The organism is Variovorax sp. HW608, assembly GCF_900090195.1.
Taxonomy (GTDB): Bacteria; Pseudomonadota; Gammaproteobacteria; order Burkholderiales; family Burkholderiaceae_C; genus Variovorax.
Window position 1 is genome coordinate 5,299,103 of sequence record NZ_LT607803.1, and the last position, 24,106, is coordinate 5,323,208.

General features: G+C 68.2%; 23 protein-coding genes. 14 read left to right on the plus strand and 9 right to left on the minus strand.

Annotation, left to right across the window (positions count from 1 at the left end; all coding sequences use genetic code 11):
• Positions 1 to 6: 6 nt before the first annotated feature.
• Complete coding sequence (locus tag VAR608DRAFT_RS25140) at positions 7 to 675, plus strand: winged helix-turn-helix domain-containing protein (RefSeq protein ID WP_088956546.1); 669 nt, start codon at positions 7 to 9, stop codon at positions 673 to 675.
• 6 nt (positions 676 to 681) lie between these two features.
• On the plus strand, positions 682 to 2,019 hold the full coding sequence (locus VAR608DRAFT_RS25145) for an ATP-binding protein (protein ID WP_088956547.1): 1,338 nt from the start codon (positions 682 to 684) through the stop codon (positions 2,017 to 2,019).
• A 16-nt stretch (positions 2,020 to 2,035) separates the two neighbouring features.
• Here the strand turns inward: VAR608DRAFT_RS25145 and VAR608DRAFT_RS25150 are convergent, their stop codons facing one another.
• Positions 2,036 to 3,733 (minus strand): electron transfer flavoprotein-ubiquinone oxidoreductase, encoded by a 1,698-nt coding sequence (locus VAR608DRAFT_RS25150; protein WP_088956548.1) that lies wholly within the window; start codon positions 3,731 to 3,733, stop codon positions 2,036 to 2,038.
• A gap of 116 nt (positions 3,734 to 3,849) precedes the next feature.
• Here VAR608DRAFT_RS25150 and VAR608DRAFT_RS25155 point away from each other — a divergent pair, with 116 nt between their 5' ends.
• Positions 3,850 to 4,632 (plus strand): SDR family oxidoreductase, encoded by a 783-nt coding sequence (locus VAR608DRAFT_RS25155; protein WP_088956549.1) that lies wholly within the window; start codon positions 3,850 to 3,852, stop codon positions 4,630 to 4,632.
• A gap of 4 nt (positions 4,633 to 4,636) precedes the next feature.
• On the opposite strand, the gene VAR608DRAFT_RS25160 is transcribed toward VAR608DRAFT_RS25155, so the two are convergent.
• Together VAR608DRAFT_RS25160 and VAR608DRAFT_RS25165 are read right to left on the minus strand one after the other, a co-directional pair.
• Positions 4,637 to 6,004 carry a sensor histidine kinase gene (locus VAR608DRAFT_RS25160; RefSeq protein ID WP_088956550.1) on the minus strand — a complete coding sequence of 456 codons (1,368 nt, stop codon included), beginning with the start codon at positions 6,002 to 6,004 and terminating at the stop codon, positions 4,637 to 4,639.
• Positions 6,001 to 6,678: a response regulator gene (locus VAR608DRAFT_RS25165; RefSeq protein WP_088956551.1), complete on the minus strand. Its 678-nt coding sequence runs from the start codon at positions 6,676 to 6,678 to the stop codon at positions 6,001 to 6,003. The genes VAR608DRAFT_RS25160 and VAR608DRAFT_RS25165 overlap by 4 nt, the downstream gene beginning before the upstream one ends.
• A 228-nt stretch (positions 6,679 to 6,906) precedes the next feature.
• On the opposite strand from VAR608DRAFT_RS25165, the gene VAR608DRAFT_RS25170 reads away from it, so the two are divergent.
• Complete coding sequence (locus VAR608DRAFT_RS25170; protein WP_088956552.1) at positions 6,907 to 8,604, plus strand: phosphoethanolamine transferase; 1,698 nt, start codon at positions 6,907 to 6,909, stop codon at positions 8,602 to 8,604.
• A 16-nt stretch (positions 8,605 to 8,620) separates the two neighbouring features.
• On the opposite strand, the gene eutC is transcribed toward VAR608DRAFT_RS25170, so the two are convergent.
• Positions 8,621 to 9,406 (minus strand): ethanolamine ammonia-lyase subunit EutC, encoded by a 786-nt coding sequence (eutC, locus tag VAR608DRAFT_RS25175; protein ID WP_088956553.1) that lies wholly within the window; start codon positions 9,404 to 9,406, stop codon positions 8,621 to 8,623.
• Positions 9,403 to 10,797, minus strand: coding sequence for an ethanolamine ammonia-lyase subunit EutB (locus VAR608DRAFT_RS25180; RefSeq protein ID WP_088956554.1), 1,395 nt, complete (start codon positions 10,795 to 10,797; stop codon positions 9,403 to 9,405). The genes eutC and VAR608DRAFT_RS25180 overlap by 4 nt, the downstream gene beginning before the upstream one ends.
• A 97-nt stretch (positions 10,798 to 10,894) precedes the next feature.
• Here VAR608DRAFT_RS25180 and VAR608DRAFT_RS25185 point away from each other — a divergent pair, with 97 nt between their 5' ends.
• On the plus strand, positions 10,895 to 11,338 hold the full coding sequence (locus tag VAR608DRAFT_RS25185) for an FKBP-type peptidyl-prolyl cis-trans isomerase (protein ID WP_088956555.1): 444 nt from the start codon (positions 10,895 to 10,897) through the stop codon (positions 11,336 to 11,338).
• On the opposite strand, the gene VAR608DRAFT_RS25190 is transcribed toward VAR608DRAFT_RS25185, so the two are convergent.
• Complete coding sequence (locus tag VAR608DRAFT_RS25190) at positions 11,317 to 12,915, minus strand: glucan biosynthesis protein (RefSeq protein ID WP_088956556.1); 1,599 nt, start codon at positions 12,913 to 12,915, stop codon at positions 11,317 to 11,319. The two genes, VAR608DRAFT_RS25185 and VAR608DRAFT_RS25190, sit on opposite strands and share 22 nt — an antisense overlap.
• 173 nt (positions 12,916 to 13,088) lie before the next feature.
• Here VAR608DRAFT_RS25190 and ada point away from each other — a divergent pair, with 173 nt between their 5' ends.
• Genes ada through alkB form a run of 3 tightly spaced genes read left to right on the plus strand, consistent with a single transcriptional unit; the run spans position 13,089 to position 15,595 of the window.
• Positions 13,089 to 14,171 carry a bifunctional DNA-binding transcriptional regulator/O6-methylguanine-DNA methyltransferase Ada gene (ada, locus tag VAR608DRAFT_RS25195; RefSeq protein ID WP_088956557.1) on the plus strand — a complete coding sequence of 361 codons (1,083 nt, stop codon included), beginning with the start codon at positions 13,089 to 13,091 and terminating at the stop codon, positions 14,169 to 14,171.
• 55 nt (positions 14,172 to 14,226) lie between these two features.
• Positions 14,227 to 14,937, plus strand: a complete 711-nt coding sequence (locus tag VAR608DRAFT_RS25200) for a 2OG-Fe(II) oxygenase (RefSeq protein WP_088956558.1) — start codon at positions 14,227 to 14,229, stop codon at positions 14,935 to 14,937.
• A gap of 10 nt (positions 14,938 to 14,947) precedes the next feature.
• Positions 14,948 to 15,595: a DNA oxidative demethylase AlkB gene (gene alkB, locus VAR608DRAFT_RS25205; RefSeq protein ID WP_088956559.1), complete on the plus strand. Its 648-nt coding sequence runs from the start codon at positions 14,948 to 14,950 to the stop codon at positions 15,593 to 15,595.
• Here the strand turns inward: alkB and VAR608DRAFT_RS25210 are convergent.
• Together VAR608DRAFT_RS25210 and VAR608DRAFT_RS25215 are read right to left on the minus strand one after the other, a co-directional pair.
• Positions 15,567 to 16,628 (minus strand): MBL fold metallo-hydrolase, encoded by a 1,062-nt coding sequence (locus tag VAR608DRAFT_RS25210; protein WP_231972955.1) that lies wholly within the window; start codon positions 16,626 to 16,628, stop codon positions 15,567 to 15,569. The two genes, alkB and VAR608DRAFT_RS25210, sit on opposite strands and share 29 nt — an antisense overlap.
• A 12-nt stretch (positions 16,629 to 16,640) precedes the next feature.
• Positions 16,641 to 17,207, minus strand: coding sequence for a LuxR C-terminal-related transcriptional regulator (locus tag VAR608DRAFT_RS25215; RefSeq protein ID WP_088958965.1), 567 nt, complete (start codon positions 17,205 to 17,207; stop codon positions 16,641 to 16,643).
• 100 nt (positions 17,208 to 17,307) lie between these two features.
• Here VAR608DRAFT_RS25215 and VAR608DRAFT_RS25220 point away from each other — a divergent pair, with 100 nt between their 5' ends.
• From VAR608DRAFT_RS25220 to VAR608DRAFT_RS25240, 5 genes are all read left to right on the plus strand, one after another.
• The gene (locus tag VAR608DRAFT_RS25220; RefSeq protein ID WP_088956561.1) at positions 17,308 to 18,114 is read left to right on the plus strand and encodes a CoA transferase subunit A; all 807 of its coding nucleotides are present in this window, start codon (positions 17,308 to 17,310) and stop codon (positions 18,112 to 18,114) included.
• A gap of 1 nt (position 18,115) precedes the next feature.
• The gene (locus tag VAR608DRAFT_RS25225; RefSeq protein ID WP_088956562.1) at positions 18,116 to 18,754 is read left to right on the plus strand and encodes a 3-oxoacid CoA-transferase subunit B; all 639 of its coding nucleotides are present in this window, start codon (positions 18,116 to 18,118) and stop codon (positions 18,752 to 18,754) included.
• 10 nt (positions 18,755 to 18,764) lie between these two features.
• Entirely contained in the window at positions 18,765 to 19,682 is a 918-nt protein-coding gene (locus VAR608DRAFT_RS25230; protein ID WP_088956563.1) for an NYN domain-containing protein, read from the plus strand.
• 38 nt (positions 19,683 to 19,720) lie between these two features.
• Complete coding sequence (locus VAR608DRAFT_RS25235) at positions 19,721 to 21,100, plus strand: CoA transferase (protein WP_088956564.1); 1,380 nt, start codon at positions 19,721 to 19,723, stop codon at positions 21,098 to 21,100.
• Positions 21,101 to 21,200: 100 nt separating this feature from the next.
• Positions 21,201 to 21,464: a hypothetical protein gene (locus tag VAR608DRAFT_RS25240; RefSeq protein ID WP_088956565.1), complete on the plus strand. Its 264-nt coding sequence runs from the start codon at positions 21,201 to 21,203 to the stop codon at positions 21,462 to 21,464.
• Between the two features lies 1 nt (position 21,465).
• On the opposite strand, the gene VAR608DRAFT_RS25245 is transcribed toward VAR608DRAFT_RS25240, so the two are convergent.
• Positions 21,466 to 22,377, minus strand: a complete 912-nt coding sequence (locus VAR608DRAFT_RS25245) for a LysR family transcriptional regulator (protein WP_088956566.1) — start codon at positions 22,375 to 22,377, stop codon at positions 21,466 to 21,468.
• Positions 22,378 to 22,478: 101 nt separating this feature from the next.
• Here VAR608DRAFT_RS25245 and VAR608DRAFT_RS25250 point away from each other — a divergent pair, with 101 nt between their 5' ends.
• Entirely contained in the window at positions 22,479 to 23,999 is a 1,521-nt protein-coding gene (locus tag VAR608DRAFT_RS25250; protein ID WP_088956567.1) for a CoA-acylating methylmalonate-semialdehyde dehydrogenase, read from the plus strand.
• The last annotated feature ends 107 nt before the right edge of the window (positions 24,000 to 24,106 follow it).

Genomic DNA, 24,106 nt, shown 5'->3' on the forward strand with positions numbered 1-24,106 from the left:
TTCCCTATGCGCATCCTGCTGGCCGAAGACGACCCGCTGCTCGGCGACGGGCTGCGCGCCGGGCTTCGCCAGCTGGGTTTCCAGGTCGACTGGGTACGCGATGGCGAAGCGGCCGAACGCGAATTGCGCGCGGAGCCGTATGCCGCGGCCGTTCTCGACCTCGGCCTGCCGCTGAAGGACGGCTTGCCCGTGCTCGCCAGCGTGCGCAAGGCGGGCGTCTCGATGCCGATCCTCGTGCTCACCGCGCGCGACGCCGTTCCGGACCGCATCCGCGGACTCGATGTCGGCGCCGACGACTATGTCGTCAAGCCGGTCGACCTGCACGAACTCGCGGCGCGGCTGCGCGCCCTGATCCGCCGCGCCCACGGCCAGCCCCAGGAACGCCTGCACGCGCAGGATGTCGTGCTCGACCCCGGCGCCCACGCCGTGCAGCGCGCCGGCGTGCCGGTGGCGCTGGCCTCCCGGGAGTTCGCGCTGCTGCATGCCTTGATGCTCAACGCCGGGCGCGTGCTGACGCGCGAGCAGCTCGAACAGCACCTCTACAGCTGGGGCCAGGAGGTGGAGAGCAATGCGGTCGAGGTGCATGTCCATCACCTGCGCCGCAAGCTCGGCGCCTCCCTGATCCAGACCGTGCGCGGCGTCGGCTACATGCTGCCGCGTGACCCCGCAAGCTGAAGGACGATGCCCCGCTCGCTCCAAGGTCGCCTGTTGCTGCTGGTGCTCGGCCTGGTCATGGGCGTGTGGGTTGCCACCGCCGTGATGACGTGGCTCGACGTCCGCCATGAGCTGGACGAATTGCTCGACGGTCATCTGGCGCAAGGCGCTGCGCTGCTGGTGGCGCAACAGATGCGCGAGAACTCGGAAGAGGGCACCGACATCGAGGCGCCGACGCTGCACCGGTACGCGCCCAAGGTCGCCTTCCAGGTCTTCCACGAAGGCCACCTGACCCTGCGGTCCGCCAATGCGCCCCTGCTTCCGATGGTCGATGTGCACAAGCGCTTCCGTTCGGGGTTCCGGACCACCCTGATCGACGGCGTGCGCTGGCGCGTGTTCGCCACCTACGGGGGCGAGCGCGACGTGCTGGTGTATGTGGGCGAGCGGGTGGATTCGAGGTCCTCCATTCTCTGGGCCGTGCTTCGAAGCACGCTCTGGCCGATGCTCGTCGCCTTGCCCCTGCTGGCGCTGGCCGTCTGGTGGGCGGTCCGGCGCGGCGTGACGCCGCTCAGGCAACTCGGCCGGATGCTGACGCAGCGCGAGCCGCAGGCCCTGGACCCGATCACGCTTGGCGGCGCGCCGTCGGAGATGGCGCCCATGCTCGACGCCCTGAACGGCTTGTTCCGGCGCATCGGGGAACTGATGGCGTCGGAGCGCCGCTTCACTGCCGACGCCGCGCACGAACTGCGCACGCCGATCGCCGCCATCCGGGCGCAGGCGCAGGTCGCGCTCGCCGAGACCGACGATGCCAGGCGAGGCCACGCGCTGCGGGCGACGGTGGCCGGCTGCGATCGGGCCGCGCATCTGGTCGAACAGCTGTTGACACTGTCGCGTCTGGAGGGCGGCGCGGAACTCGAATCCAGGGCCCTGGAGCTCGGCGCCCTGGTCCGCGGCGTGGTGGCCGATGCCGCACCCGCCGCGATCCGCAAGCGGCAGAACATCAAGGTCGATGCGGCGCAGACATGCCAGGTCCGGGGAGACCCCGCCATGTTCGCCGTGCTGGTGCGCAATCTGGTCGACAACGCGATCCGCTACAGCCCGCAAGGGGCGGATGTTCGCGTCGAACTCGCACGGCCCCCTGGCCACGTGCGCCTCCTCGTCGAGGACAGCGGCCCCGGCATGACCGAGGAAGAGATGGCGCGCTGCGGGGAGCGCTTCTTCCGCGTCCTGGGCAGCGGCGAAAGCGGCAGCGGCCTGGGCTGGTCGATCGTGCGGCGCATCGCATCGGTGCAGCAGGCGACGGTCGCCGTCTCGCGATCGCGCCGGCTCGGCGGGCTCGCGGTTACCGTCGACTGGGCCGCGTGACCCCGCCAGGGCTCAACTACATGCCGACGTAGTTCGGCCCGCCGCCGCCTTCGGGCGTGACCCAGACGATGTTCTGCGTCGGGTCCTTGATGTCGCAGGTCTTGCAGTGCACGCAGTTCTGCGCGTTGATCTGCAGGCGCTCCTTGCCGCTTGCCTCATCCGGCACGAACTCGTAGACGCCGGCCGGGCAGTAGCGGCTTTCGGGGCCGGCGTACTCGGGCAGGTTGATCCGGGTCGGTACCGCCGGGTCTTTCAGCGTCAGGTGCGCGGGCTGGTTCTCCTCGTGGTTGGTGTTGCTGATGAACACCGAGGAGAGCCGGTCGAAGGTCAGCTTGCCATCGGGCTTCGGGTAGTCGATCTTCTTCGAGGCCGACGCGCGCTTGAGCCGCTCGTGGTCGGGCTGGTCGCGGTGGATGGTCCATGGCACGTGACCGCGCAGCAGGAACTGCTCGATGCCGGTCATGATGGTGCCGACCGCGATGCCCTTCTTGAACCACTGCTTGAAGTTGCGCGCCTTCTTGAGCTCGGCGTGCAGCCAGCTGCGCTCGAAGGCGGCCGGGTAGCCCGTGAGCTCGTCGTGCTGGCGGCCCGCCATCACGGCGTCGAAGGCGGCCTCGGCCGCGAGCATGCCGGTCTTGATCGCGGCGTGGCTGCCCTTGATGCGGCTGGCGTTGAGGTAGCCGGCATCGCAGCCGACCAGCGCGCCGCCCGGGAACACCGTCTTGGGCAGCGAGAGCAGGCCGCCGGCGGTGATCGCGCGTGCGCCGTAGCTCAGGCGCTTCGGTGCCTTCAGGCCCTTGTCCTGGCCTTCGAAGTACCAGCGGATGTTGGGGTGCGTCTTGAAGCGCTGGAATTCCTCGAACGGGCTCAGGTACGGGTTCTGGTAGTCGAGACCGACCACGAAGCCGATGATCACCTGGTTGTTCTCGGCGTGATAGAGGAACGAGCCGCCGTAGGTGTCCGAGGGCAGCGGCCAGCCGGCGGTGTGCACCGCGAGGCCGGGCTCGTGGCGCGCGGGGTCGATCTCCCAGAGCTCCTTGATGCCGATGCCGTAGCTCTGCGGATCCTTGCCGGCGTCGAGCTGGTACTTGGCGATCAGCTGGCGACCCAGGTGGCCGCGCGCGCCTTCGGCGAAGATCGTGTACTTGCCCAGGAGCTCCATGCCGAGCTGGAAGTTGTCGGTGGGCTCGCCGTCCTTGCCGATCCCCATGTTGCCGGTGGCGACGCCGCGCACCTTGCCGTCCTCGGTGTAGAGCACTTCGGCCGCCGGGAAGCCCGGGAAGATCTCGACGCCGAGCGCCTCGGCCTGCTGCGCCAGCCAGCGCACCACGTTGCCGAGGCTGACGATGTAGTTGCCCTCGTTGTGGAAGTTGTGGGGCAGCATGAAATTGGGGGTGCGGGTGGCGCCGGTCTCGGTCAACATCAGGAAGGTGTCCTGCGTGACGGGCTGGTTCAGCGGGGCGCCCATTTCTTCCCAGTCGGGGAGCAGCTCGTAGAGCGCGCGCGGATCCATGATCGCGCCCGAGAGGATGTGCGCGCCGGGCTCGGAGCCCTTCTCGAGCACGACGACCGAGATCTCCTTGCCATGCGAGGCGGCGAGCTGCTTCAGCCGGATGGCCGTCGAGAGGCCTGCGGGGCCGGCACCGACCACCACCACGTCGTATTCCATGGATTCGCGGGGGCCGAACTGGGCAAGTATTTCGTCGTTCGTCATGTGGGTCTCGTCGATAATGATTCGGGGGTGCGAGGCACCGCTGTGGCCGGGCCATTTTATGCGGCGGTTGCATGGGCCCCGAGCCGTCGCGTTGGCGACTCCCAAAGGATCTCCCCATGGCGTACAGCATCGATCTTTCCGGCAGGGTGGCTTTCGTCACCGGCGCATCGAGCGGACTCGGCGCGCAGTTCTCCAAGGCGCTCGCGCGTGCGGGCGCGGCGGTGGTGCTTGCGAGCCGCAGCACCGACAAGCTCAAGGAGCTTCGCGCGCGCATCGAGGGCGAGGGCGGCGGCGCCCACGTGGTCGAGCTCGACGTCACCGACCAGGGCAGCATCAAGGCCGCGGTGGCGCGTGCCGAAACCGAGGTCGGGCCGATCGACATCCTCGTCAACAACTCCGGCGTGAGCACCACGCAGCGCCTGCAGGAGGTCTCGGTCGAGGACTACGACTTCATCTTCGACACCAATGTCAAGGGCTCCTTCTTCGTCGCGCAGGAGGTCGGCAAGCGCATGCTCGCGCGCGCCAAGGGCGCGGCGCCGGGCACCTACATCGGCGGGCGCATCATCAACATCGCCTCGGTCGCCGCGCTCAAGGTGCTGCCCCAGATCGGCGTCTACTGCATGAGCAAGGCCGCCGTGGTGCAGATGACCCGTGCCATGGCGCTGGAGTGGGGGCGCTTCGGCATCAACGTCAACGCGCTGTGCCCGGGCTACATCGCGACCGAACTCAACGAGGAGCACTGGTTTACCGACGGCGGACAGAAGCTCGTGGGCATGCTGCCGCGCAAGCGCATCGGCAAGCCCGAGGACCTCGACGGGCTCATCGTGCTGCTCGCCAGCGGCGAAAGCCATTTCGTGAACGGCGCGGTCATCGCGGCGGACGACGGGTTCGCGCTCTAGACGGTCACGCCGGCCGCAGGACGATCCGCGCTTCGAAGCCGGTCGATGCGCCCGGCGGCGGCGAGGCCAGTTCGAGCTGGCCGCCGAGCTTCTCGACGATGGTGTTCACGATCGACAGGCCCAGCCCGTAACCCGCGTGGTCCGAGCCGTGGCGTATGTGGCGCTGCTGCAGGGTGCGCAATTGTTCCGGGCTCACGCCGGGCCCGAAATCGCGCACGCAGAGCGTGCAAGGCAACATCACCTCGATCGAGACGCGGCCCTTGCCGTAGCGCAGGGCGTTCTCGACCAGATTGCGCAACGCGATCGCGAGCGAATCGACGTCGCCGAGCGCGATCGGCGGTTCGCTGTCGGGCACCTTGAGCTTGAGGCGCTCGTTCGCGCCCGGGTCCTGCCAGAACTCCTGTGCGACCGTGCCGGCGAGCTGCACCAGGTCGATCCGCGCCCGCGACAGCGAGGCGCCGGACTCCGCCCGCGACAGCTGCAGAAGCTTTTCGGCGCGGTGGCCGAGCACCTGCAGGGCTTCGAGGGCGGCCACCACTTCCTCGCGTTTCAGCTCGTGTTCGAGCGCCGTCTGGAGCCGCAGCCGCGCCGCGGCGAGCGGCGTGCGCAGCTCGTGCGCCGCATTCGCGGCCAGTGCGCGCTCGACGTCGAGCGACTGCGACAGCCGCTCCAGCAACTGGTTGACGTGGTCGCCCACCGAGCGCAGTTCCTTGGGCAGGCCTGGCAGGCGGATCGGGCGCAGGTCGGTGCCGCTGCGCTGCTCGATCTCGGCGGCCAGCGCCTGCAGCCCGCGAAGCTCGCTGCGCGCGACATTGCGCAGCACCAGCGCCAAGAGCGGCAGAACCGCGACCAATGGAATGATCAGGCCCAGCAGGGTCCGATTGAGGGTGGAGCGGCGCGCGTCGAGCGGGTCGGCGACCTGGAAATAGAGGTCGCGCGTGGGGTGATGCACGGTGTAGATGCGCCACGGCTCGGCGTTCGCGAACCCGGGCGCCAGCGGCACGTCGAACGAGGTGTCGGCCGCCTCGGCGGAGCGCAGCAGGACGCGCTCGCCCGGGTCGACCACCTGGTAGATGACGGCGTTCGACGCGAAGAGCTGCGGCCGCGCGATCAGGGGCTTCGGCGCCTCCGGATGGGCGGCCTGCAGGCTGTCGAGCTCGTTCAGCGCCATCTCGAACATGCGGTGCGAGGCCTCGACGAGCTCGTTGTCGAAGTTGTGGTTGATCTCGCGGTCCACATACCAGACGACGCCGAGCACGCACAGCAGCCAGACGCCGCCGACCCACACGATGAGCGTGCGCGTCAGCCGGCCCGCGAGCGAATCGCGCTTGAGCGGCTGGGCTGTCGCCAGGCGCGGGAAGCCGAAGCTCATTCGTCCTCGTCGTCGGGACTGAACGAAAGCCGGTAGCCGAGCCCGCGCAGGGTCTCGATGTGGTTGCGGCCGAGCTTGCGGCGCAGGCGGCTGATGAACACCTCCAGCGTGTTGCTGTCGGCTTCGTCGCCGAAGCCGTAGAGCGCGTCGGCGAGGTTGTCGCGCGTGTGGATGCGGTCGGGCCGCGTCGCCATCACGCGCAGCAGCGCCCATTCCTTCTGCGTGAGCGTGACGGGCAGGCCGTCCTTGCGCACCAGGTCGCGGGCCAGGTCGATCTCGAGCTTGCCCAGCTGAAGCACCGGCGAACTGCTGGTACTGCGCCGGCGTTCGACCGCCCGCAGCCGGGCGAGCAGTTCCGCGGGGTCGTAGGGCTTGATCAGGTAGTCGTCGGCGCCGGCGTCCAGGCCGCGGATGCGGTCGGTCACCTGGTCGCGCGCGGTCAGGACGATCACGATCGGCCGGTCCCGCAGCGCGCGCACGCTCGGCAGGAGCGACAGGCCATCCCCGTCGCCCAGGTGCAGATCCAGCAGGACCGCGGCGTATTGGACCGCGGCAAGCGCGGCGCGCGCCTCTGCGAGGCCCGGCGCGACGTCGACCACGAAGGCCTTGGCCACGAGGTAGCTGCAGACCGCGCTCGCGAGGGCGGCGTCGTCTTCGACCAGCAATATGCGCACCTCGGCCCTCCTTTTTTCCGATGACAAAAGTGGAAGTCTAGTGCCAGCGCCATCGGTGCCGGGCCCGGCGGGGGAGCTTCAGGCTGGATTCATTCGGTGGCGCTAAGCTCGCGGCCCGTAGTCTGAATGAGAGCTTATCGACCCATTCAGCGAGTCTTCAGTCATGATTCCTAGTCTCGTGTGATGTCCGCCATTCGCGCGCAGTCCACCCCCGCCCTGGCAAGCTCCATGGAAGAAAACGCGCCGCCAGTCCCGAAGCCCTGGCGTGCACTGGACCACTGGTTCGCGCGCCCGCGCTCGGCGCAGAGCGTGGTCATCGGCTTGAGTCTCTATCTCGCGGTGGCCGCGAACTGGCCGCTGTGGAGCGAGCTCGCGCGCATCGGCGGCGCCCCCAGCGTCTACATGCCTTCGATCGCGCTGATGTCGCTGCTCCTGGTCTGCGGCATGGTCGCGGTGCTCTCGTTCACCGCATGGACGCGATGGATGAAGCCGGTCTGGTTCGGCGTCGTCGTGCTCGCCGCGGTGGTGCAGCACTACATGCTGACCTATCGCGTCGTGATGGATCCGACGATGCTGGCCAACGTCCTGCAGACCGATTCGAGCGAAGTCCAGGAGCTGCTGGGCTGGCGCATGGCACTCAACGTGCTGTGGGTCGTCGCGCTGCCGGCCTGGGCATTGTGGCGCGTGCGCATCGCGCCGGCGCCGGTCCTGTCGCAGGCCTGGCGCAACCTCGCGCTGCTGGCGATCGCAGCGGCGGTCGCCGCCGCCGGTGCCTTCGCGATGAACCGGCAGCTTGCGCCGCTGATGCGCAACAACGTCCATCTGCGCTACATGCTCAATCCGCTCGCGGGCATCTATTCGACGACTGCCGTGGTGGTCAAGCCGCTGTTCGCCCACAGCCGCAAGCTGGTGCCGATCACCGGCGGCACCGTGCTTGGCGCGAGCTACGCGAACCAGACCAAGCCGCCGCTCTTCGTGCTGGTGGTGGGCAAGACCGCGCGCGCCGATCACTTCGGCCTCAACGGCTATGTGCGCAACACGACGCCGGAGCTTGCCGCGCGGCATGTGCTGAGCTTTCGCGAGGTGCGCTCCTGCGGCACCAACACGCTGGCTTCGGTGCCCTGCATGTTCTCGCCGCTCAGCAAGGACGCATTCGAGGCGCGCGAGGACGACTTCGAGAACCTGATGGACGTGCTCCAGGCCTCGGGTCTGGCGGTGTTCTGGCTCGACAACCAGGCCGGCGGGTGCAAGGGCGTGTGCGACCGCGTTCCGCATGCGTTCGCCTTCGATCACGTGGCCCCGGCCGTCAAGAGCGTGCTGTGCGATGCCGACGAATGCCTCGACGAGGTGATGCTCAGCGGCCTGGACCAGCGCATCGCCGCGCTGCCCGCGGAGCGCAGCAGCAAGGGCATCGTGCTCGTGATGCACCAGATGGGAAGCCTCGGTCCGGCCTACTACAAGCGCTCGTCCGCCGACGTGAAGCACTTCATGCCCGAGTGCCTGACGAATGCGCTGGCCGAGTGCAGCCACTCCGAGCTGATCAACGGCTACGACAACTCGATCGCCTATACCGATCGCTTCCTCGGCAAGGTCATCGACTGGCTCGAGGGGAAGTCGCGGAAATTCGATCCGTCGCTTCTTTACGTGAGCGACCACGGCGAGTCGCTCGGCGAATACGGCCTGTTTCTGCACGGCTTGCCCTACGGCTTCGCGCCCGATGTGCAAAAGCGCGTGCCGATGGTGACCTGGTTCGGCGACGGCATGACCGAGCGCAACAAGCTCTCGCGCTCGTGCATGGAATCCGGGCTCGACAAGCCGCTCACGCACGACAACCTCTATCACACCGTGCTGGGCCTGATGGACGTCAAGACGCCGACCTATCAGCCTTCGCTCGACGCACTCGCAAGCTGCCGCGGAACGCGGTGATTGCGGCGATGCTTCGCTACGCCCCCGATCTTGGGGGGGCGCCTTCGTCGACCAGCGCCAGGTGGCTTTCGTCCTTCAAGTCGACGCCGGAGAGGCCGCGCCGCAGCGATTCGCGGATCAGCCACGCGAGCCTGAACGCGGCCGCCGCGTAGCCGAGCCCTTCGGGGCGGATGTTGGAGATGCAGTTGCGTTCGGCATCGTGCCGCCCGCGCCGTGGCGCGTGCGTGAGGTAGACCCCCAGGCTGTCCGGCGAACTCAGGCCCGGGCGCTCGCCGATCAGGATGATCGACAGGCGCGCGACCAGATCCTCGGCGATCTCGTCCGCCAGCGCGACGCGGGCCTGCGTCGCGATCACGATGGGCGTCATTGAAAGCGCGGGCGGCAGCTTCGGCCGCAGCTCGGCCAGCAGGGGGGCGGCATGCCGCTCGATGGCCATCGACGACAGCCCGTCGCCGATCACGATAGAGAGGTCCTTCGGCGTGCCCGCCAGCGCGCGAAGGCGCGCTGAATCTTCGGATGCGAGCTGCCGGCCGAGATCGGGCCGGCGCAGATAGTAGGTGCGGTCGCCTGCGCGGCTGTGGACCTGCAGTGTGTCCCAGCCCTGCGCCTGCAAGGTGTCGGCGAGCGCCTGCGCGTCGAGCGCCGCATGGATCGCATCGCGCGCCATCGCATGGGCCCAGCCGAAGCGCAGCACCTCGTTCGTCGGCATCCCCGATCCGGCGCGGCCCAGCGCGATGCGGGCCGGCGTTGCGGACCGCCAGGGATCGAGCGGGCTGCTCGTGGTGGGGGTGGGTTCGTTCATCCTGCAAGTGCCTTCAGCGTGCCCATGTCCGAGAGCATGGCGTTGGCGGAGGGCGGGGCGAGCCGGCCGGCCGCATCGGTGATCCGCATGCGCTGCAGCCAGGCCTCGAACTCCGGCGCGCGCTTGAGGCCCATCGTCTCGCGCAGGAACAGCGCGTCGTGGAACGAGGTGCTCTGGTAGTTGAGCATCACGTCGTCCGCGCCCGGCACGCCCATGATGAAGTTGATGCCGGCGGTGCCGAGCAGCACCAAGAGCGTGTCCATGTCGTCCTGGTCGGCTTCGGCGTGGTTGGTGTAGCAGATGTCGCAACCCAGCGGCAGGCCCAGGAGCTTGCCGCAGAAGTGGTCTTCGAGGCCGGCGCGGATGATCTGCTTGCCGTCGTAGAGGTACTCCGGCCCGATGAAGCCCACCACGGTGTTGATCAGGAGCGGCCGGTAGCGCCGCGCGAGGCCGTAGGCGCGGGCCTCGCAGGTCTGCTGGTCGACGCCGAAATTGGCGTTGGCCGAGAGCGCGCTGCCCTGGCCGGTCTCGAAGTACATCACGTTATCGCCGAGGGTGCCCCGCTTCATCGCCAGCGCCGCGGCGTGCGCTTCGTCGAGCAGCTCGGGCGTGACGCCGAAGGAACGGTTGGTCTTCTCGGTGCCGCCGATGGACTGGAACACCAGATCGACCGGCGCGCCGCCTTCGGCCAGCTTCAGCGTGTTCGTGACGTGCGTGAGCACGCAGCTCTGGGTCGGGATCTGGAAGCGCTGGATCACCTCGTCGAGCATGCGCAGCAGGTTTTCCAGCACCTGCATGCTGTCGGATGCGGGATTGATGCCGATCACCGCATCGCCCGCGCCCAGCAGCAGCCCGTCGAGCAGCGAAGCCGCGATGCCGCGCAGATCGTCCGTCGGGTGGTTCGGCTGCAGCCGCACCGCCAGGTGGCCCGGCAGGCCGATGGTGTCGCGCAAGCGCGTGACGACGCTGCACTTGCGCGCCACCGCCACCAGGTCCTGGTTGCGCATCAGCTTGGACACCGCGGCCACCATCTCCGGCGTGAGGCCGGGCGCGAGCGCGGTCAGCGTCTGCGTGTCCGCCTGCTCCGACAGCAGCCAGTTGCGGAAGTCGCCGACCGTCAGGTGCGCCACGGGCGCGAACGCCTCAGCGTCATGGCTGTCGATGATGAGCCGCGTGACGTTGTCTTCCTCATACGGAATGAGCGCTTCGCTGAGGAACTGCGCGAGCGGCGTCTCGGCGAGCACATGCCGTGCCGCGAGCCGCTGCTGCGCCGTCTCGGCCGCGATCCGTGCAAGAAAGTCCCCCGAGCGGGCCGGGCTCGCGCAGGCCATGACCTGCTTCAGGTCGGCGAACTCGAAGACGTGCGAATCGATCGTGGTCCGGTAGCGCATGGTCGTTGGCGTGGTCGTGCAAGAGCGGTGCCAGGTCGGCTGGCAGCGTGGCCGCGGCAATAATGAACCCGTTCACTCAATCATCAAAGGGGTTTCCGTGCGAACCATTCTCTGTGCCGCCGTCGTTTCGACGTTCGTCCTGCCGACCGCCTTCGCGCAATCGGCGCCCGTGACCAAGCCGAGCGGGCTCGTCTTCGAGTCGCTCGTGGACGGCAAGGGCGCATCGCCGGCCGCCACCGACGTCGTGCGGGTGCACTACCGCGGCACCTTCCCGGACGGCAAGGAGTTCGACAGCTCCTTCAAGCGCGGCGAGCCGGCCGAATTTCCGCTGAACGGCGTGATCCCGTGCTGGACCGAGGGCGTGCAGCTCATGAAGGTCGGCGGCAAGGCCAGGCTGACCTGCCCGCCGGGGATCGCCTACGGCAAGCGCGGCGCGGGCGGGGTGATCCCGCCGGATGCGACGCTCAACTTCGAGATCGAACTGCTGGGTATCAAGGGCAGTAACGACCCGCGCGGGGGTCAGAAGGGTTGGAACTGGTAGAGCCAGGTTTCCGTCAGCGTCTGATCCCTGTTCTTCATGAAGAGCCGCATATCCACCGGCTCCGGCCCTTCGGGCGTGAAATCGAACTGCGCCCGCCAGTGCCCCGGCACGCCGTCCGGCACCGCTTCCGTGAAGATGTAGGAGAACTTGCCGCGCGAAGCCGTCAGCACCAGTTCGGGCTTGACGCCGAAGGGCAGTGATTCGAGCGGCTTGCCGATGAACTCGACCATGAACTTGCGCACGCCCTGCGGCCGTGGAGTGCCGGGCTGGCCGCCGCGCCCGATGCGGGTGGCGACGCAGCGCGCCAGCGGCGACGGGAAGGGTTCCTCGGCCGACCAGTGCAGCCGGTACTTGAGTTCGAAGCTCGATCCGGCCTTGGCCGGCGCCTTCGGCACCCAGCAGGCGAGGATGTTGTCGTGGATCTCGTCGTCGGTCGGGATCTCGATCAGCTGCACCGAGCCTTCGCCCCATTGGCCGAGCGGCTCGACCCAGAGGCTCGGGCGCTTGTCGTAGTAGACGCCGTCCTGGTAGTGGTCGAACGCGCGGTCGCGCTGCAGGAGCCCGAAGCCGTGCGGGTTGTTGTCGCTGAAGGCCGATGCGCGGGTCTGCGCGGGGTTGTTGAGCGGCCGCCAGATGCGTTCGCCCGCACCGTTCCACATCGCCAGGCCGTCCGAATCGTGCACCTCGGGGCGCCAGTCGATGCCGGTGGGTTTCACGGTCTCCGAATACCAGAACATCGAGGTCAGCGGCGTCAGGCCGAAGCGGCCGATGTCGCGGCGCAGGAAGAGGCGCGCGTCGATGTCCATCAGCACCGCCTTGCCCCGTTGCAGCACGAACTTGTAGGCGCCGGCGACGCTGGGCCCTTCGAGCACGGCGTAGACCGTCATGGCGTTCGATGAATCATTGGCCGGCGGCTCGAAGTAGAACTGGGTGAAGGTCGGGAACTCCTCGGCGCGATCGGGCATGGCGGCATCGAGCGCGATGCCGCGCGCCGACAGGCCGTACTGGAACAGCTCGCCGATGGCGCGGAAATACGAAGCGCCGAGGAAGGCCACCCAGTCGTTGGTCTGCCACGGCAGCTTCTTCTGGTCGCCGAGGCGGCTTTCCTGCAGGCGAAAGCCGGCGAAGCCGGCGCCGCCCTGCAACTGGTGCGCGGGGCTGTCGGGCGGCATCGCGAAGTACCCCGGGTCGTAGACGATCTCGCGCGCGAAGGCGTCGCCGCCCGCGTTTTCCAGCACGTGCATGTGCACCGGCACCTGGAAGTAGCGGCCGAGGTGGAAGAAGGTGACCGGGAACTGGCCCGGGCCGTCGCGGAACAGGGCGTTGTCGGTGTTGAACTTGATCTTGCCGTGCGCGTCGTAGTCGATCTTCTCCAGGATGTCGGCCGGCAGGGACCGGTCGGCGACGTACGGTTGCGCGCCCAGCGTCTTCGCGAACGCGACGAGGCGCTCGAAGGAGAAGGGCCTCGGCTGGCTCAACTGGAGCCCGGCGGCTGCGAACGCATCGGCGGAGATGCCCAGGGAAGCGAGCGCCAGGGAGGCGCCGCCGGCGGAGAGGAGTGAGCGACGGTCGATCATGTGGCGCAAATGTTAACGATGAGCCGGCCGCGGCTCCGTAGGCCGGGGGCTGAATCGGGCCGGACGCTGTCGGCATCGTCCTACGATCGAATTCGAAAGCAAGCGGCGGAGTGCGCCTTCCGACCCCGATCCCTACAGTGAATGCACCGATCAACGACACTGAAGGACGCAAGATGAACATGCGCAATGACAACGAAACACGTGCCCTCGCCACGGTGAGCGATCCACGCTGGGCCGCGGTGGTCGCGCGCGATGCGAAGGCCGACGGCAGCTTCTTCTATTCGGTACGCAGCACGGGCGTGTACTGCCGGCCGTCCTGCGCGTCGCGCCGGGCGCGGCCGGAGAACATCGAGTTCCACGCCACGGCGGCCGATGCCGAGCGCGCGGGCTTCCGCCCGTGCAGGCGCTGCCGGCCCGACGAGCCGGCGCGCTCCAGCCGGCAGGCGGAGCTCGTGGCGGATCTCTGCCGCCACATCGAGAGCGCCGAGCAGGTGCCGACGCTGGACGAGCTCGCCGCGCGCGCCGGGCTCAGCCCCTGGCACCTGCACCGGCTCTTCAAGGAAGTGACCGGCGTGACGCCCAAGGCCTATGCAGCGGCGCATCGCGCGAGCCGGGTGCGCCGCGAGCTGACGCGCAGCGACACGGTCACCGAGGCGATCTACGACGCCGGCTACAACTCCAACGGCCGCTTCTACGAGGACTCGAACGAGATCCTCGGCATGACGCCGACCGCATGGCGTTCCGGCGGCGCGGACACCGAGATCCGCTTCGCCATCGGCCAGTGCGCGCTGGGCGCGATCCTCGTGGCGCAAAGCGAGCGCGGCATTTGCGCGATCGCGCTGGGCGACGATCCCGATGCGCTGGCGCGCGACCTGCAGGACCAGTTCCCGCGTGCGCGGCTGATCGGCGGCGATGCCGGATTCGAAGCGCTGGTCGCGAAGGTGGTCGGCTTCGTCGAGGCACCGCGGGTCGGACTCGATCTGCCGCTGGACGTGCGCGGCACCGCCTTCCAGCAGCGCGTGTGGCAGGCGCTGCGCGAGATTCCGGTCGGCGAGACGGCCAGCTACGGCGAGATCGCCGAGCGCATCGGTGCGCCGAAGTCGGTGCGCGCGGTGGCGCAGGCCTGCGGCGCGAATGCGCTCGCGGTGGCGATCCCGTGTCATCGCGTGGTGCGCAGCGACGGCGGCCTCTCGGGCTACCGCTGGGGCGTCGAGCGAAAGAGCGCGCTGCTGCGCCGGGAAGCCGAAGCTGCATGAGCCGCCGGGCCGCCCCAAGGCGAATACCGAAGCGCCGCTGCGCGAAGGTTCTTTAATGACGACGTGGAAGGAACGGGTGGCGCAGATGGACTGGGCGCAGGCCGAAGCCGATCTCGACGACCAGGGCTGCGCGCTGCTGCCGTCGCTGCTCGCGCCCGGCGAGTGCGAATCGCTGGCCGGCCTCTACGCGGCCGAGAAGCCCTTTCGCAGCCGCGTGGTGATGGAGCGGCACGGCTTCGGGCGCGGGGAATACAAATACTTCGCCTATCCGCTGCCGGAGCCGATCGCGGCCCTGCGCGAGCGGCTCTATCCGCATCTGGTGCCGATCGCCAACCGGTGGAACGAGATCATGGACATCGACGTGCGCTATCCGCCGCGGCATGCCGAGTTCATCGATCGCTGCCATGCGGCGGGGCAGTTGCGGCCCACGCCCTTGCTGCTGCAGTACCAGCGTGACGACTACAACTGCCTGCATCAGGACCTCTACGGCGAGCATGTGTTTCCCTTGCAGGTGGTGATCCTGCTCTCCGAGCCCGGCCGCGATTTCACCGGCGGCGAGTTCGTGATGACGGAGCAGCGCCCGCGCATGCAGTCGCGCCCGATGGTGCTGCCGCTGCGGCAGGGCGATGCGGCCGTGATCGCGGTGCATCACCGGCCGGTGCAGGGCACGCGTGGTGCCTATCGTGTGAATCTGCGACACGGTGTGAGTCGTGTGCGTTCGGGCAGGCGGCATACGGCCGGGATCATCTTTCACGATGCCCAGTGAGCAGCGAGCCATGACGCAGGATCTCTTCGACGACGGGGTGGTGTCCGAGTCCCTGCCGCTCGGCCCCGGCGCGGTGGTGCTGCGGCGGTTCGCGAAGGCCGATGAAGCGGCCCTGCTGGATGCGGTCCGGCAGGTGACCGAGCAGGCACCGCTGCGCCATATGGTCACGCCCGGCGGTTTCACCATGTCGGTCGCGATGACCAACTGCGGCGATCTCGGCTGGGTCACCGACCGCACCGGCTACCGCTACGACCCCATCGACCCCGAAAGCGGCCATCCCTGGCCGCGCATGCCGGATGTGTTCGTGCGCCTCGCGAGCGACGCCGCATCGCAGGCGGGTTTCGAAGGCTTCGTCCCCGATGCCTGCCTCGTCAACCGCTACGAGCCGGGCACGCGCCTCTCGCTGCATCAGGACCGCAACGAGCGCGACTACGGCCAGCCGATCGTTTCGGTCTCGCTCGGCATCCCGGCGGTGTTTCTCTTCGGGGGCGCCACGCGATCGCACAAGTCGCAGCGCGTGCCGCTCGCGCATGGCGACGTGGTGGTGTGGGGCGGGCCGGCGCGCCTGCACTATCACGGCGTGCTGCCGCTGAAGGAAGCCGAGCATCCGCTGACCGGCGCCTGCCGGTTCAACCTGACGTTCCGCCGCGCCGGGTGAGCCTTCGAGTTTCGCCGACGGCGGTCACGAAGAAGGCGTCTTCCGCCATGCCTTGCGCTTCGCGCACTTCGGCCAGCTTGCGGGGCGGCTCGTCGATCGCCTCGTCGCTCAATGCGAAAACGCCCCAATGGATGCCGAGCGAGCACTTGGCGCCCACGTCGGCATGGATGCGCAATGCCTCCTCGATATCCGCGTGCTGGCTCTTCATGAACCAGCGCGGCGCATAGGCGCCGATCGGGATCAGCGCGATGTCGAAGCCACCGCCTTGCTCCGGCGTCTGCCGGTCGCTGAAGTGCCGGCGGATGTCGGCGAAGTCGCGCGAGTAGCCGGTGTCGCCGGTGTAGAGCAGATGGCAGTCCGGCGCCAGCACCGCGAAGCCGCCCCAGAGGGTCGCCATCGCATCGCGAGGGCTGCGCGACGACCAGTGCTGCGCGGGCACGAGCGCGATCTCCACCTCGCCGTGCGCGCCGGGCATCGAGTGCCGGTCCCACCAGTCCAGTTCCACCGCATGGCGGATGCGGCGACCTTCCAGCCAGGGCTTGATGCCCAGCGGGACCACGAACAGCGGCGGACCGCCCGGCTGCCGGTTGAGCGCATCCACCGACAGCGCATCGAGATGGTCGTAATGGTTGTGCGACACCAGCACCAGATCCACGCGCGGCAGCTGCGGCAGTTCGATCCCCGGCGGCGTTTGCCGCTTCGGCCCCGCGAAGCGCAGCGGCGATGCGCGCAGCGAGAACATCGGATCGGTCAGCATCGTGAGCCCGCCCATCTGCACCAGCACCGTCGCATGGCCGACCCAGGTGAAGCAGGGCACCATCGCGGTGCCGGCGCGGGCGTTGGCGTGCAGCCATTCGAGCTCGGGCGTCACGCGCGGCGTCGGCGCGAGCGGGGGCGGTGGCAGATGGTCGCGCAAGGCCTGCCGGCGCCAGCGCAGCAACTCCGCCAGGCTCCGGGGCTGGAACTCCTCGTAGTTGTTCTGGAAGCCGCGTTCGCGGTGATGCGGCTTGGCGGGGTCGAGGTAGCGGTTCATCGGTGCCTCCATCTATCCCGCAATCAGCTTCTGGACCAGTTCGGCGGTGGTGGCGGCAGCGTACTTGCGCATCAGGCGCGCGCGGTGGATCTCGACGGTGCGATGACTGATCTGCAACGCCTTGCCGATCTCCTTCGAGGTGCGGCCCTGCATCACCTGCGCCGCCACCTCGCGCTCGCGCGGCGTGAGCTCGGCCTTGACCGAGCGGCGCGAGCCCAGGTCCTCGAAGGTCCAGATGCCGGCCTCGTGCGGCGCGGCGCGATTGAGGGCCTGTCCGCTCACGTGGCACCAGAAGGTCTCGCCCGCGAACATGCCATGCAGATTGCCCAGCCGCTTCATCATGCGGTTGTCGGCGTAACGTCCGCTTGCATTGAGGATCGGCTCCATGCGCTTGCCGATGCGCTCGAATTCGGCGACGCTCGGGTAGAGCACCTGGAAGGACTGGCCGACGAGCGCATCGCGCGTGGCGCCGAACATCTCGCACACGCGGGCGTTGCAATCCACGATGATGCGGTGGCGCGACAGCACCATTCCGACCGGCGCGAGTTCGAAGGCGAGCCGGTAGTCGACGGCCGGCAGATCCTTGTCGGGTGTCTCCATTACGAAATACTACGTATGTATATACGTAGTATCGTCTACGCTCCCGAATTCACCATCACCCACCACCGAACGAGGAACCATGGCGAACAAGATCTACCCCTCCGCCGACGCGGCGCTCAAGGGCGTCGTGGCCGATGGCCAGACCCTCGCTGTCGGGGGCTTCGGCCTCTGCGGCATCCCCGAGGCGCTGATCGATGCACTGCACGATTCCGGCGTCAAGAACCTCACCTGCATCTCGAACAACGCGGGCGTCGACGGCTTCGGCCTCGGCAGGCTGCTCGAGACGCGCCAGATCAAGAAGATGGTCGCGAGCTACGTCGGCGAGAACAAGGAGTTCGAGCGCCAGTACCTCGCGGGTGAGCTCGAGCTCGAATTCACGCCCCAGGGCACGCTGGCCGAGAAGCTGCGCGCCGGCGGCGCCGGCATCCCGGCCTTCTTCACCAAGACCGGCGTCGGCACCCAGGTCGCCGAAGGCAAGGAACTGCGCGAGTTCGACGGCGAGACCTACGTCATGGAACGCTCGCTGGTGCCCGACGTCGCGCTGGTCAAGGCCGACGTGGCCGACAAGTCCGGCAACCTGCGCTTCCGCCTGACGGCGCGCAACTTCAATCCCGCTGCCGCGATGGCCGGCAAGATCTGCATCGTCGAGGTCGAGAAGATCGTCGAAGTCGGCGAGATCGCGCCGGACGACATCCACCTGCCGGGCATTTACGTGCACCGCATCGTGCTCAACGCGACGCCCGAGAAGCGCATCGAGAAGCGCACCGTGAGCGCGTCGGTCGATGCCGCCGCTGCCAAGGTCGAGGCACAGGCCGCGATCGCGCAAGCCGCCGCCGGCAGCGAAGTGCCCGCGCCCATCAAGAACAGCAGCAAAAAAGGAGCCTGACATGCCCTGGAACCAGGACCAGATGGCCGCGCGCGCGGCCCAGGAACTCGAAGACGGCTTCTACGTCAACCTCGGCATCGGCATCCCCACGCTGGTCGCGAACTTCGTCGGCGACAAGGAAGTCTGGCTGCAGAGCGAGAACGGCATGCTCGGCATCGGCCCCTTCCCGACCGAAGACCAGGTGGACGCCGACCTCATCAACGCCGGCAAGCAGACCGTGACCACGCTGCCCGGCAGCGCGATCTTCGGCAGCCATGACAGCTTCGCGATGATCCGCGGCGGCAAGATCAACCTCTCGATCCTCGGCGCGATGCAGGTGAGCGAGAAGGGCGACCTCGCCAACTGGATGATCCCCGGCAAGATGGTCAAGGGCATGGGCGGCGCGATGGACCTCGTCGCGGGCGTCAAGCGCGTGATCGTGCTGATGGAACACGTCGCCAGGAAGAAGGACGGCACCGAGGACCTCAAGATCCTCGACCACTGCTCGCTGCCGCTGACCGGCGTGGGCGTGGTCGACCGCATCATCACCGACCTCGGCGTGATCGACGTGACGCCGAAGGGCCTGAAGGTGATCGAACTGGCCCCGGGCGTGAGCTTCGACCAGATCCAGTCGAAGACCGGGCCGAAGCTGATCCAGTAATCTCCCGGAGATGAAAGCCAACGGCGAAGCGAAGGTCGCGATCTACTGGGATTTCGAGAACCTGCACGCGGTCCTGACCGACCAGAAGAACGGGCAGGACTACTACCGCGACCATCGCATGAGCGTTCAGGCGCCGGTGGTCGACGTGACCCCGGTGCTCGACTACGCTGCGTCGTTCGGCGATGTGATCATTCATCGCGCGTACGGCAACTGGCAGTTCTTCGCGCGGTACCGCGATGCGCTCAACGGCGCGGGCATCGACCTGATCCAGATGTTCCCCCGTGGCGCAAACATGAAGAACAGCGCCGACATCCGGATGGCGCTCGACGCGCTGAGCGACATCCATGCGCATCCGCACCTGACGCACGTCGTGATCGTATCGAGCGACAGCGATTTCATCAGCCTGGCGCAGAAGGCCAAGCAGGCGGGCCGCTTCGTCGCGGGCGTGGGCGTCGAGAACAACAGCAACCGCTTCTGGATCGCGAGCTGCAACGAGTTCAAGTTCTATCGTGCGCTGGTCGAGCTCAGCGAGGCCAGCGAGCTTGCAGCCTCGGCCGCGGCCGCAGCGGTCCCGCCGGCACAAGCGGCTTCCGAGGTGCCCGTCGAACCCGCGCCGGACGCTACCGCGGCACCTTCCGAGCCTGAGTTGCCGACGCTTCTGTCGGTCGATGAAGCGCGCGAAACCCTGATCAAGTCGCTGACGCAGCTTGTCGCGCGGCAAGGCGACAACTACGTGCAGCGCGGCGCGCTCAAGTCCCTGATGAAGCGCCTCATGCCGGCCTTCGACGAACGGACGCTGGGCTGCAGCAGCTTCACGAGCTTCCTCGAGAAGTTTCCCGACATCGTGCGGATCGTGGACGCGGACGGCGGTGGTCACGTCGCCCTGGTCGACGCCGCGCTGGCTGAACCGGAGTCCGCCACACGCTGAGCGCGGGGCCGCCTCTGCCTTTGCATGGAGGTCCGAACATGATTGCGAACGACGCGTTGGGCGGAATCTGGCGAATGGCCGGATTGCCCGAGGATGCGCTGACCTGCGTCCAACTCAGCGGCGCGGATCCGGTCCTGCCTTCGTCCTTCGCGGTCGGTGCAGCCGCGCAGAGCACCATTGCCGCCGCTGCACTCGCCGCATGCGAGCTGGGCCATGTGCGCGGTGCGCCGCGCCAGCAGGTGGCGGTGGACATGCTGCATGCGGCGCTCGAATGCACCGGCTGGTTCAGCATCGATGGCCGCGTGCCGGAGCTGTGGGATGCGTTCTCGGGCCTGTATCGCGCCTCTGATGGCTGGGTGCGCATCCATGCCAACTTCGCGCACCACCGCGCAGGCGCTTTGCGGCTGCTGGGCCTCGATCCGGGCACGGCGCAACGCGCGGATGCCGAAGCGGCGATGCAGTCGTGGAAGGCGCAGGACTTCGAGGATGCGGCTGCCGCCCAGGGGCTGGTTGCGACCGCATTGCGGCGTTTCGACGAATGGGATGCCACGCCGCAAGGCCAGGCCCTGGCGGGCCAGCCGCTCTTCACCATCGATCGCATCGGCGATGCACCGCCGCTGGCGCTGCCGCCGCTCGCGGCCGATGCACGTCCGCTTGCCGGCGTGCGCGTGCTGGACCTCACGCGCATCCTCGCCGGTCCCGTCGGCGGTCGCGCGCTGGCGGCCTATGGCGCGGACGTGATGCTCGTCAATTCGCCGGATCTGCCGAACATCGAAGCGGTCGCGGACACCAGCCGCGGCAAGCTTTCCACGCACATCGACCTGCGAAGCGAAGCGGGACGCGATGCGCTCGGCCGCTTGCTGAAGGACGCGCACGTCTTCATCCAGGGCTATCGCCCGGGCGGTATCGCGGCGCTCGGATTCGGTCCGGACGCGGCTGCGCGTGCGCGTCCGGGCATCGTCCATGTTTCGCTTACCGCCTACGGCACGCAAGGTCCGTGGGCATCGCGCCGCGGCTTCGACTCGCTCGTGCAGACCGCCATGGGCTTCAACCATGCCGAGGGCGAGGCCGCGGGCGGCGGCAAGCCCAGGCCGCTGCCGATGCAGATCCTCGACGAAGCGACCGGCTACCTCATCGCCCTGGGGGCGTCCGCCGCGATGTGCCGCCAGCAGCGCGAAGGCGGAAGCTGGCACGTGCAGGTGTCGCTGGCGCAGACGGGGCAATGGCTGCGCGGGCTGGGTCGTCTGCCCGATGGCTTGAAGATCGCGGTTCCTGACAAGACTCCCTTCCTGGAAACCTCGCATTCCGGCTTTGGCGAGCTGACGGGCCTCAGCCACAGTGCACGACTGTCGCGTACACCGGCCGCGTGGCCCCGGCCTTCGATGCCGCCTGGTAGCCATCCACCCGTGTGGCCCTAGTCATCCCTTTGGCAAGGGATGCGCCTTTCGGCATCGCCGGCTAGATTGACCGTGCACGGTCGATCCGATCGACCGGCTGTCAGGAAGGAAGGTGATCGTCATGAACAAGCGATCAGCAGGGGGCTCTTTTCCAAAGTTCGGATGGCAATGGATCATCTCGCTGGCATTGCTTGCGACGGCGGGACTCGGCGGCTCGATCATCGAAGGCCTGTCCGGAACCCATCCCTCGCACGCTGCCGCGATGCATGCCGGGGCCGCGCAGGCGCAGCCCACCGAGGGAATCAGCTACCCGGTGCCCGCGGCGAGCGGGGTGTTCGCGAACACGCCGGCGCCGCAGTCCACCGAGGTGATTCCGAGCTTCTGAATCAGGCGGGCTCGCCGCCGCGCTCGGGCGGCAGGAGCACGGTGCGCTGCGCCTCCACCGTCTCCTTCAGAAAGTCCCACACCGCCTTCATCCGCGCCAGATGCCGCGTCTCCGCCGGCACCGACATCCAGAAAGTACGGATGAAGTTGGCCTCGCCCGGCAGCACGCGCCGCAATGACTTGTCGCGCTCGGCAATGAAAGCCGGCAGCACCGCGATGCCCGCGCCGGCCGCCGTCGCCTGGTGCTGCGCCAGGATGCTGGTGCTGCGCAGCGCGAAGGAGTCGGGCTTGTAGAGCTCGTCGAGGTACTGCAGCTCCTTGCTGAACAGCAGGTCGTCCACGTAGCTGATGAAGGTGTGGCCGCGCAGGTCCTCGCGCGTGCGGATCGCGCCGTGCGTCGCGAGGTACTGCTTCGACGCATACAGGCGCAGCACGTAGTCGGTCAGCTTGGTGACGACCACCGGTCCGCGCGCCGGCCGTTCGAGCGAGATCACGATGTCGGCTTCGCGCCGCGACAGGTGCACGAGGCGCGGCATCGCGAGCAGGTCGATCACCAGCTTCGGATGCTGCTGCGCGAACAGCGCCAGTTGCGGCGCGAGCACCACGGTGCCGAAGCCTTCGGTGGCGCCGATGCGCACCAGACCCGACAGCCCTTCGCTCGCGGCCGGCGCGGCGCTCTCGACGGCGCGGAAGGCGCTCTCCATCGCCTCGACCTGCGGTTGCAGCCGGCGGCCGGCTTCAGTCAGGCGATGTCCGTCCGATTCGCGCGAGAAGAGGGCGCTGCCGATTTCCTTTTCGAGCGCCTGGATGCGCCGCGCGACGGTGGTGTGATCGACCGCCAGCCGGCGCGCCGCGCCGACCAGCGTGCCCGTGCGCGCGAGCTCCAGGAAGAAGCGCAGGTTGTCCCAGTCCATGCTGTGCAATTATGCAGATCGGCCATGCGTATTTGTCTATTGCAATGGCAAAAGTGCAAAGCTAGCATCGTTACTCGCACCCCATTCAGGAGACAAGGTTCATGGACGCCACCACCACCCCGGCGACGAAGGTCGCCACCGTCAAGCTGCTCATCGGCGGCAAGTTCGTCGAGTCGAAGACCACCGAGTGGCGCAACATCGTCAACCCGGCCACGCAGCAGGTCCTGGCCAAAGTGCCGTTCGCGACGCAGGACGAAGTCGATGCCGCGGTCGGCGCCGGCAAGGAAGCCTTCAAGACCTGGCGCAAGACGGCCATCGGCGCGCGTGCGCGCATCTTCCTCAAGTACCAGCAGCTGATCCGTGAGCACATGGGCGAACTGGCCGCGATCCTCACGGCCGAGCAGGGCAAGACCTTGCCCGATGCCGAGGGCGACGTGTTCCGCGGCCTCGAAGTGGTCGAGCACGCGGCCGGCATCGGCAACCTGCAGCTGGGCGAGTTCGCCAACAACGTCGCCGGCGGTGTCGACACCTACTCGGTGCTGCAGCCGCTCGGCGTCTGCGCGGGCATCACGCCGTTCAACTTCCCCGCGATGATTCCGCTGTGGATGTTCCCGATGGCGATCGTCACCGGCAACACCTTCGTGCTGAAGCCCTCCGAGCAGGACCCGATGGTCACGATGCGCCTGTGCGAGCTCGCGCTCGAAGCCGGCATCCCGCCCGGCGTGCTCAACGTGGTGCACGGCGGCGAGGCGGTGGTCAACGCGATCTGCGACCACAAGGACATCAAGGCGATCTCCTTCGTCGGCTCGACCAAGGTCGGCACGCACGTCTACAACCGCGCGACGCTCGCGGGCAAGCGCGTGCAATGCATGATGGGCGCGAAGAACCACGCGATCGTGATGCCCGACGCGAGCAAGGAGCAGACGCTCAATGCGCTGGCCGGTGCGGCCTTCGGCGCGGCGGGGCAGCGCTGCATGGCGGTGTCGGTGGCGGTGCTGGTGGGCGAGGCGCGCAACTGGGTTCCCGACCTCGTCGAGAAGGCCAAGACGCTCAAGGTCGGCGCGGGCACCGAGAAGGGCGTGGACGTCGGCCCGCTGGTCTCGTGCGCGGCGTTCGACCGCGTCACCGGCCTCATCGAACGCGGCGTGGCCGATGGCGCGACCTTGGCGCTCGACGGCCGCAAGCCCGCGGTGCCCGGCTACGAGAAGGGCAACTTCGTCGGCCCGACGGTGTTCGCCGACGTGAAGCCCGGCATGTCGATCTACGAGCAGGAGATCTTCGGCCCGGTGCTGTGCCTCGTCGGCGCGGACAGCATCGACGACGCGATCGAGCTGATCAACGCCAACCCGAACGGCAACGGCACCGCGATCTTCACGCAGTCCGGCGCGGCGGCGCGGCGCTTCCAGGAAGACATCGACGTCGGCCAGGTCGGCATCAACGTGCCGATCCCGGTGCCGGTGCCGATGTTCTCGTTCACCGGTTCGCGGGCGTCGAAGCTCGGCGACCTGGGGCCCTACGGCAAGCAGGTCGTGCTGTTCTACACGCAGACCAAGACGGTGACTTCGCGCTGGTTCGACGACAGCACGGCGCACGGCCTGAACACCACCATCAGTCTCAAGTAACCCCCCAGCCTCGCCCACTTCGTGTGGCTCGGGCACCCCCCTGCTGGGAGCAACACCAGCGGCCCGGCAGAGCCGGTTCCGCGGTGTTCCTGGAAGGGGCCGGTGGA

Excerpts from the sequence above, each read along its gene's own strand:
- eutC (WP_088956553.1), bottom strand. The coding sequence starts at position 9,406 with ATGAACGAACCCACCCCCACCACGAGCAGCCCGCTCGATCCCTGGCGG.
- alkB (WP_088956559.1), top strand. The coding sequence starts at position 14,948 with ATGACGCAGGATCTCTTCGACGACGGGGTGGTGTCCGAGTCCCTGCCG.
- VAR608DRAFT_RS25210 (WP_231972955.1), bottom strand. The coding sequence starts at position 16,628 with ATGAACCGCTACCTCGACCCCGCCAAGCCGCATCACCGCGAACGCGGC.
- VAR608DRAFT_RS25250 (WP_088956567.1), top strand. The coding sequence starts at position 22,479 with ATGGACGCCACCACCACCCCGGCGACGAAGGTCGCCACCGTCAAGCTG.
- VAR608DRAFT_RS25180 (WP_088956554.1), bottom strand. The coding sequence starts at position 10,797 with ATGCGCTACCGGACCACGATCGATTCGCACGTCTTCGAGTTCGCCGAC.
- VAR608DRAFT_RS25235 (WP_088956564.1), top strand. The coding sequence starts at position 19,721 with ATGATTGCGAACGACGCGTTGGGCGGAATCTGGCGAATGGCCGGATTG.
- VAR608DRAFT_RS25225 (WP_088956562.1), top strand. The coding sequence starts at position 18,116 with ATGCCCTGGAACCAGGACCAGATGGCCGCGCGCGCGGCCCAGGAACTC.
- VAR608DRAFT_RS25220 (WP_088956561.1), top strand. The coding sequence starts at position 17,308 with ATGGCGAACAAGATCTACCCCTCCGCCGACGCGGCGCTCAAGGGCGTC.
- VAR608DRAFT_RS25190 (WP_088956556.1), bottom strand. The coding sequence starts at position 12,915 with ATGATCGACCGTCGCTCACTCCTCTCCGCCGGCGGCGCCTCCCTGGCG.
- VAR608DRAFT_RS25160 (WP_088956550.1), bottom strand. The coding sequence starts at position 6,004 with ATGAGCTTCGGCTTCCCGCGCCTGGCGACAGCCCAGCCGCTCAAGCGC.
- VAR608DRAFT_RS25230 (WP_088956563.1), top strand. The coding sequence starts at position 18,765 with ATGAAAGCCAACGGCGAAGCGAAGGTCGCGATCTACTGGGATTTCGAG.
- VAR608DRAFT_RS25170 (WP_088956552.1), top strand. The coding sequence starts at position 6,907 with ATGGAAGAAAACGCGCCGCCAGTCCCGAAGCCCTGGCGTGCACTGGAC.
- VAR608DRAFT_RS25240 (WP_088956565.1), top strand. The coding sequence starts at position 21,201 with ATGAACAAGCGATCAGCAGGGGGCTCTTTTCCAAAGTTCGGATGGCAA.
- VAR608DRAFT_RS25140 (WP_088956546.1), top strand. The coding sequence starts at position 7 with ATGCGCATCCTGCTGGCCGAAGACGACCCGCTGCTCGGCGACGGGCTG.
- ada (WP_088956557.1), top strand. The coding sequence starts at position 13,089 with ATGAACATGCGCAATGACAACGAAACACGTGCCCTCGCCACGGTGAGC.
- VAR608DRAFT_RS25245 (WP_088956566.1), bottom strand. The coding sequence starts at position 22,377 with ATGGACTGGGACAACCTGCGCTTCTTCCTGGAGCTCGCGCGCACGGGC.
- VAR608DRAFT_RS25200 (WP_088956558.1), top strand. The coding sequence starts at position 14,227 with ATGACGACGTGGAAGGAACGGGTGGCGCAGATGGACTGGGCGCAGGCC.
- VAR608DRAFT_RS25155 (WP_088956549.1), top strand. The coding sequence starts at position 3,850 with ATGGCGTACAGCATCGATCTTTCCGGCAGGGTGGCTTTCGTCACCGGC.
- VAR608DRAFT_RS25145 (WP_088956547.1), top strand. The coding sequence starts at position 682 with ATGCCCCGCTCGCTCCAAGGTCGCCTGTTGCTGCTGGTGCTCGGCCTG.
- VAR608DRAFT_RS25150 (WP_088956548.1), bottom strand. The coding sequence starts at position 3,733 with ATGACGAACGACGAAATACTTGCCCAGTTCGGCCCCCGCGAATCCATG.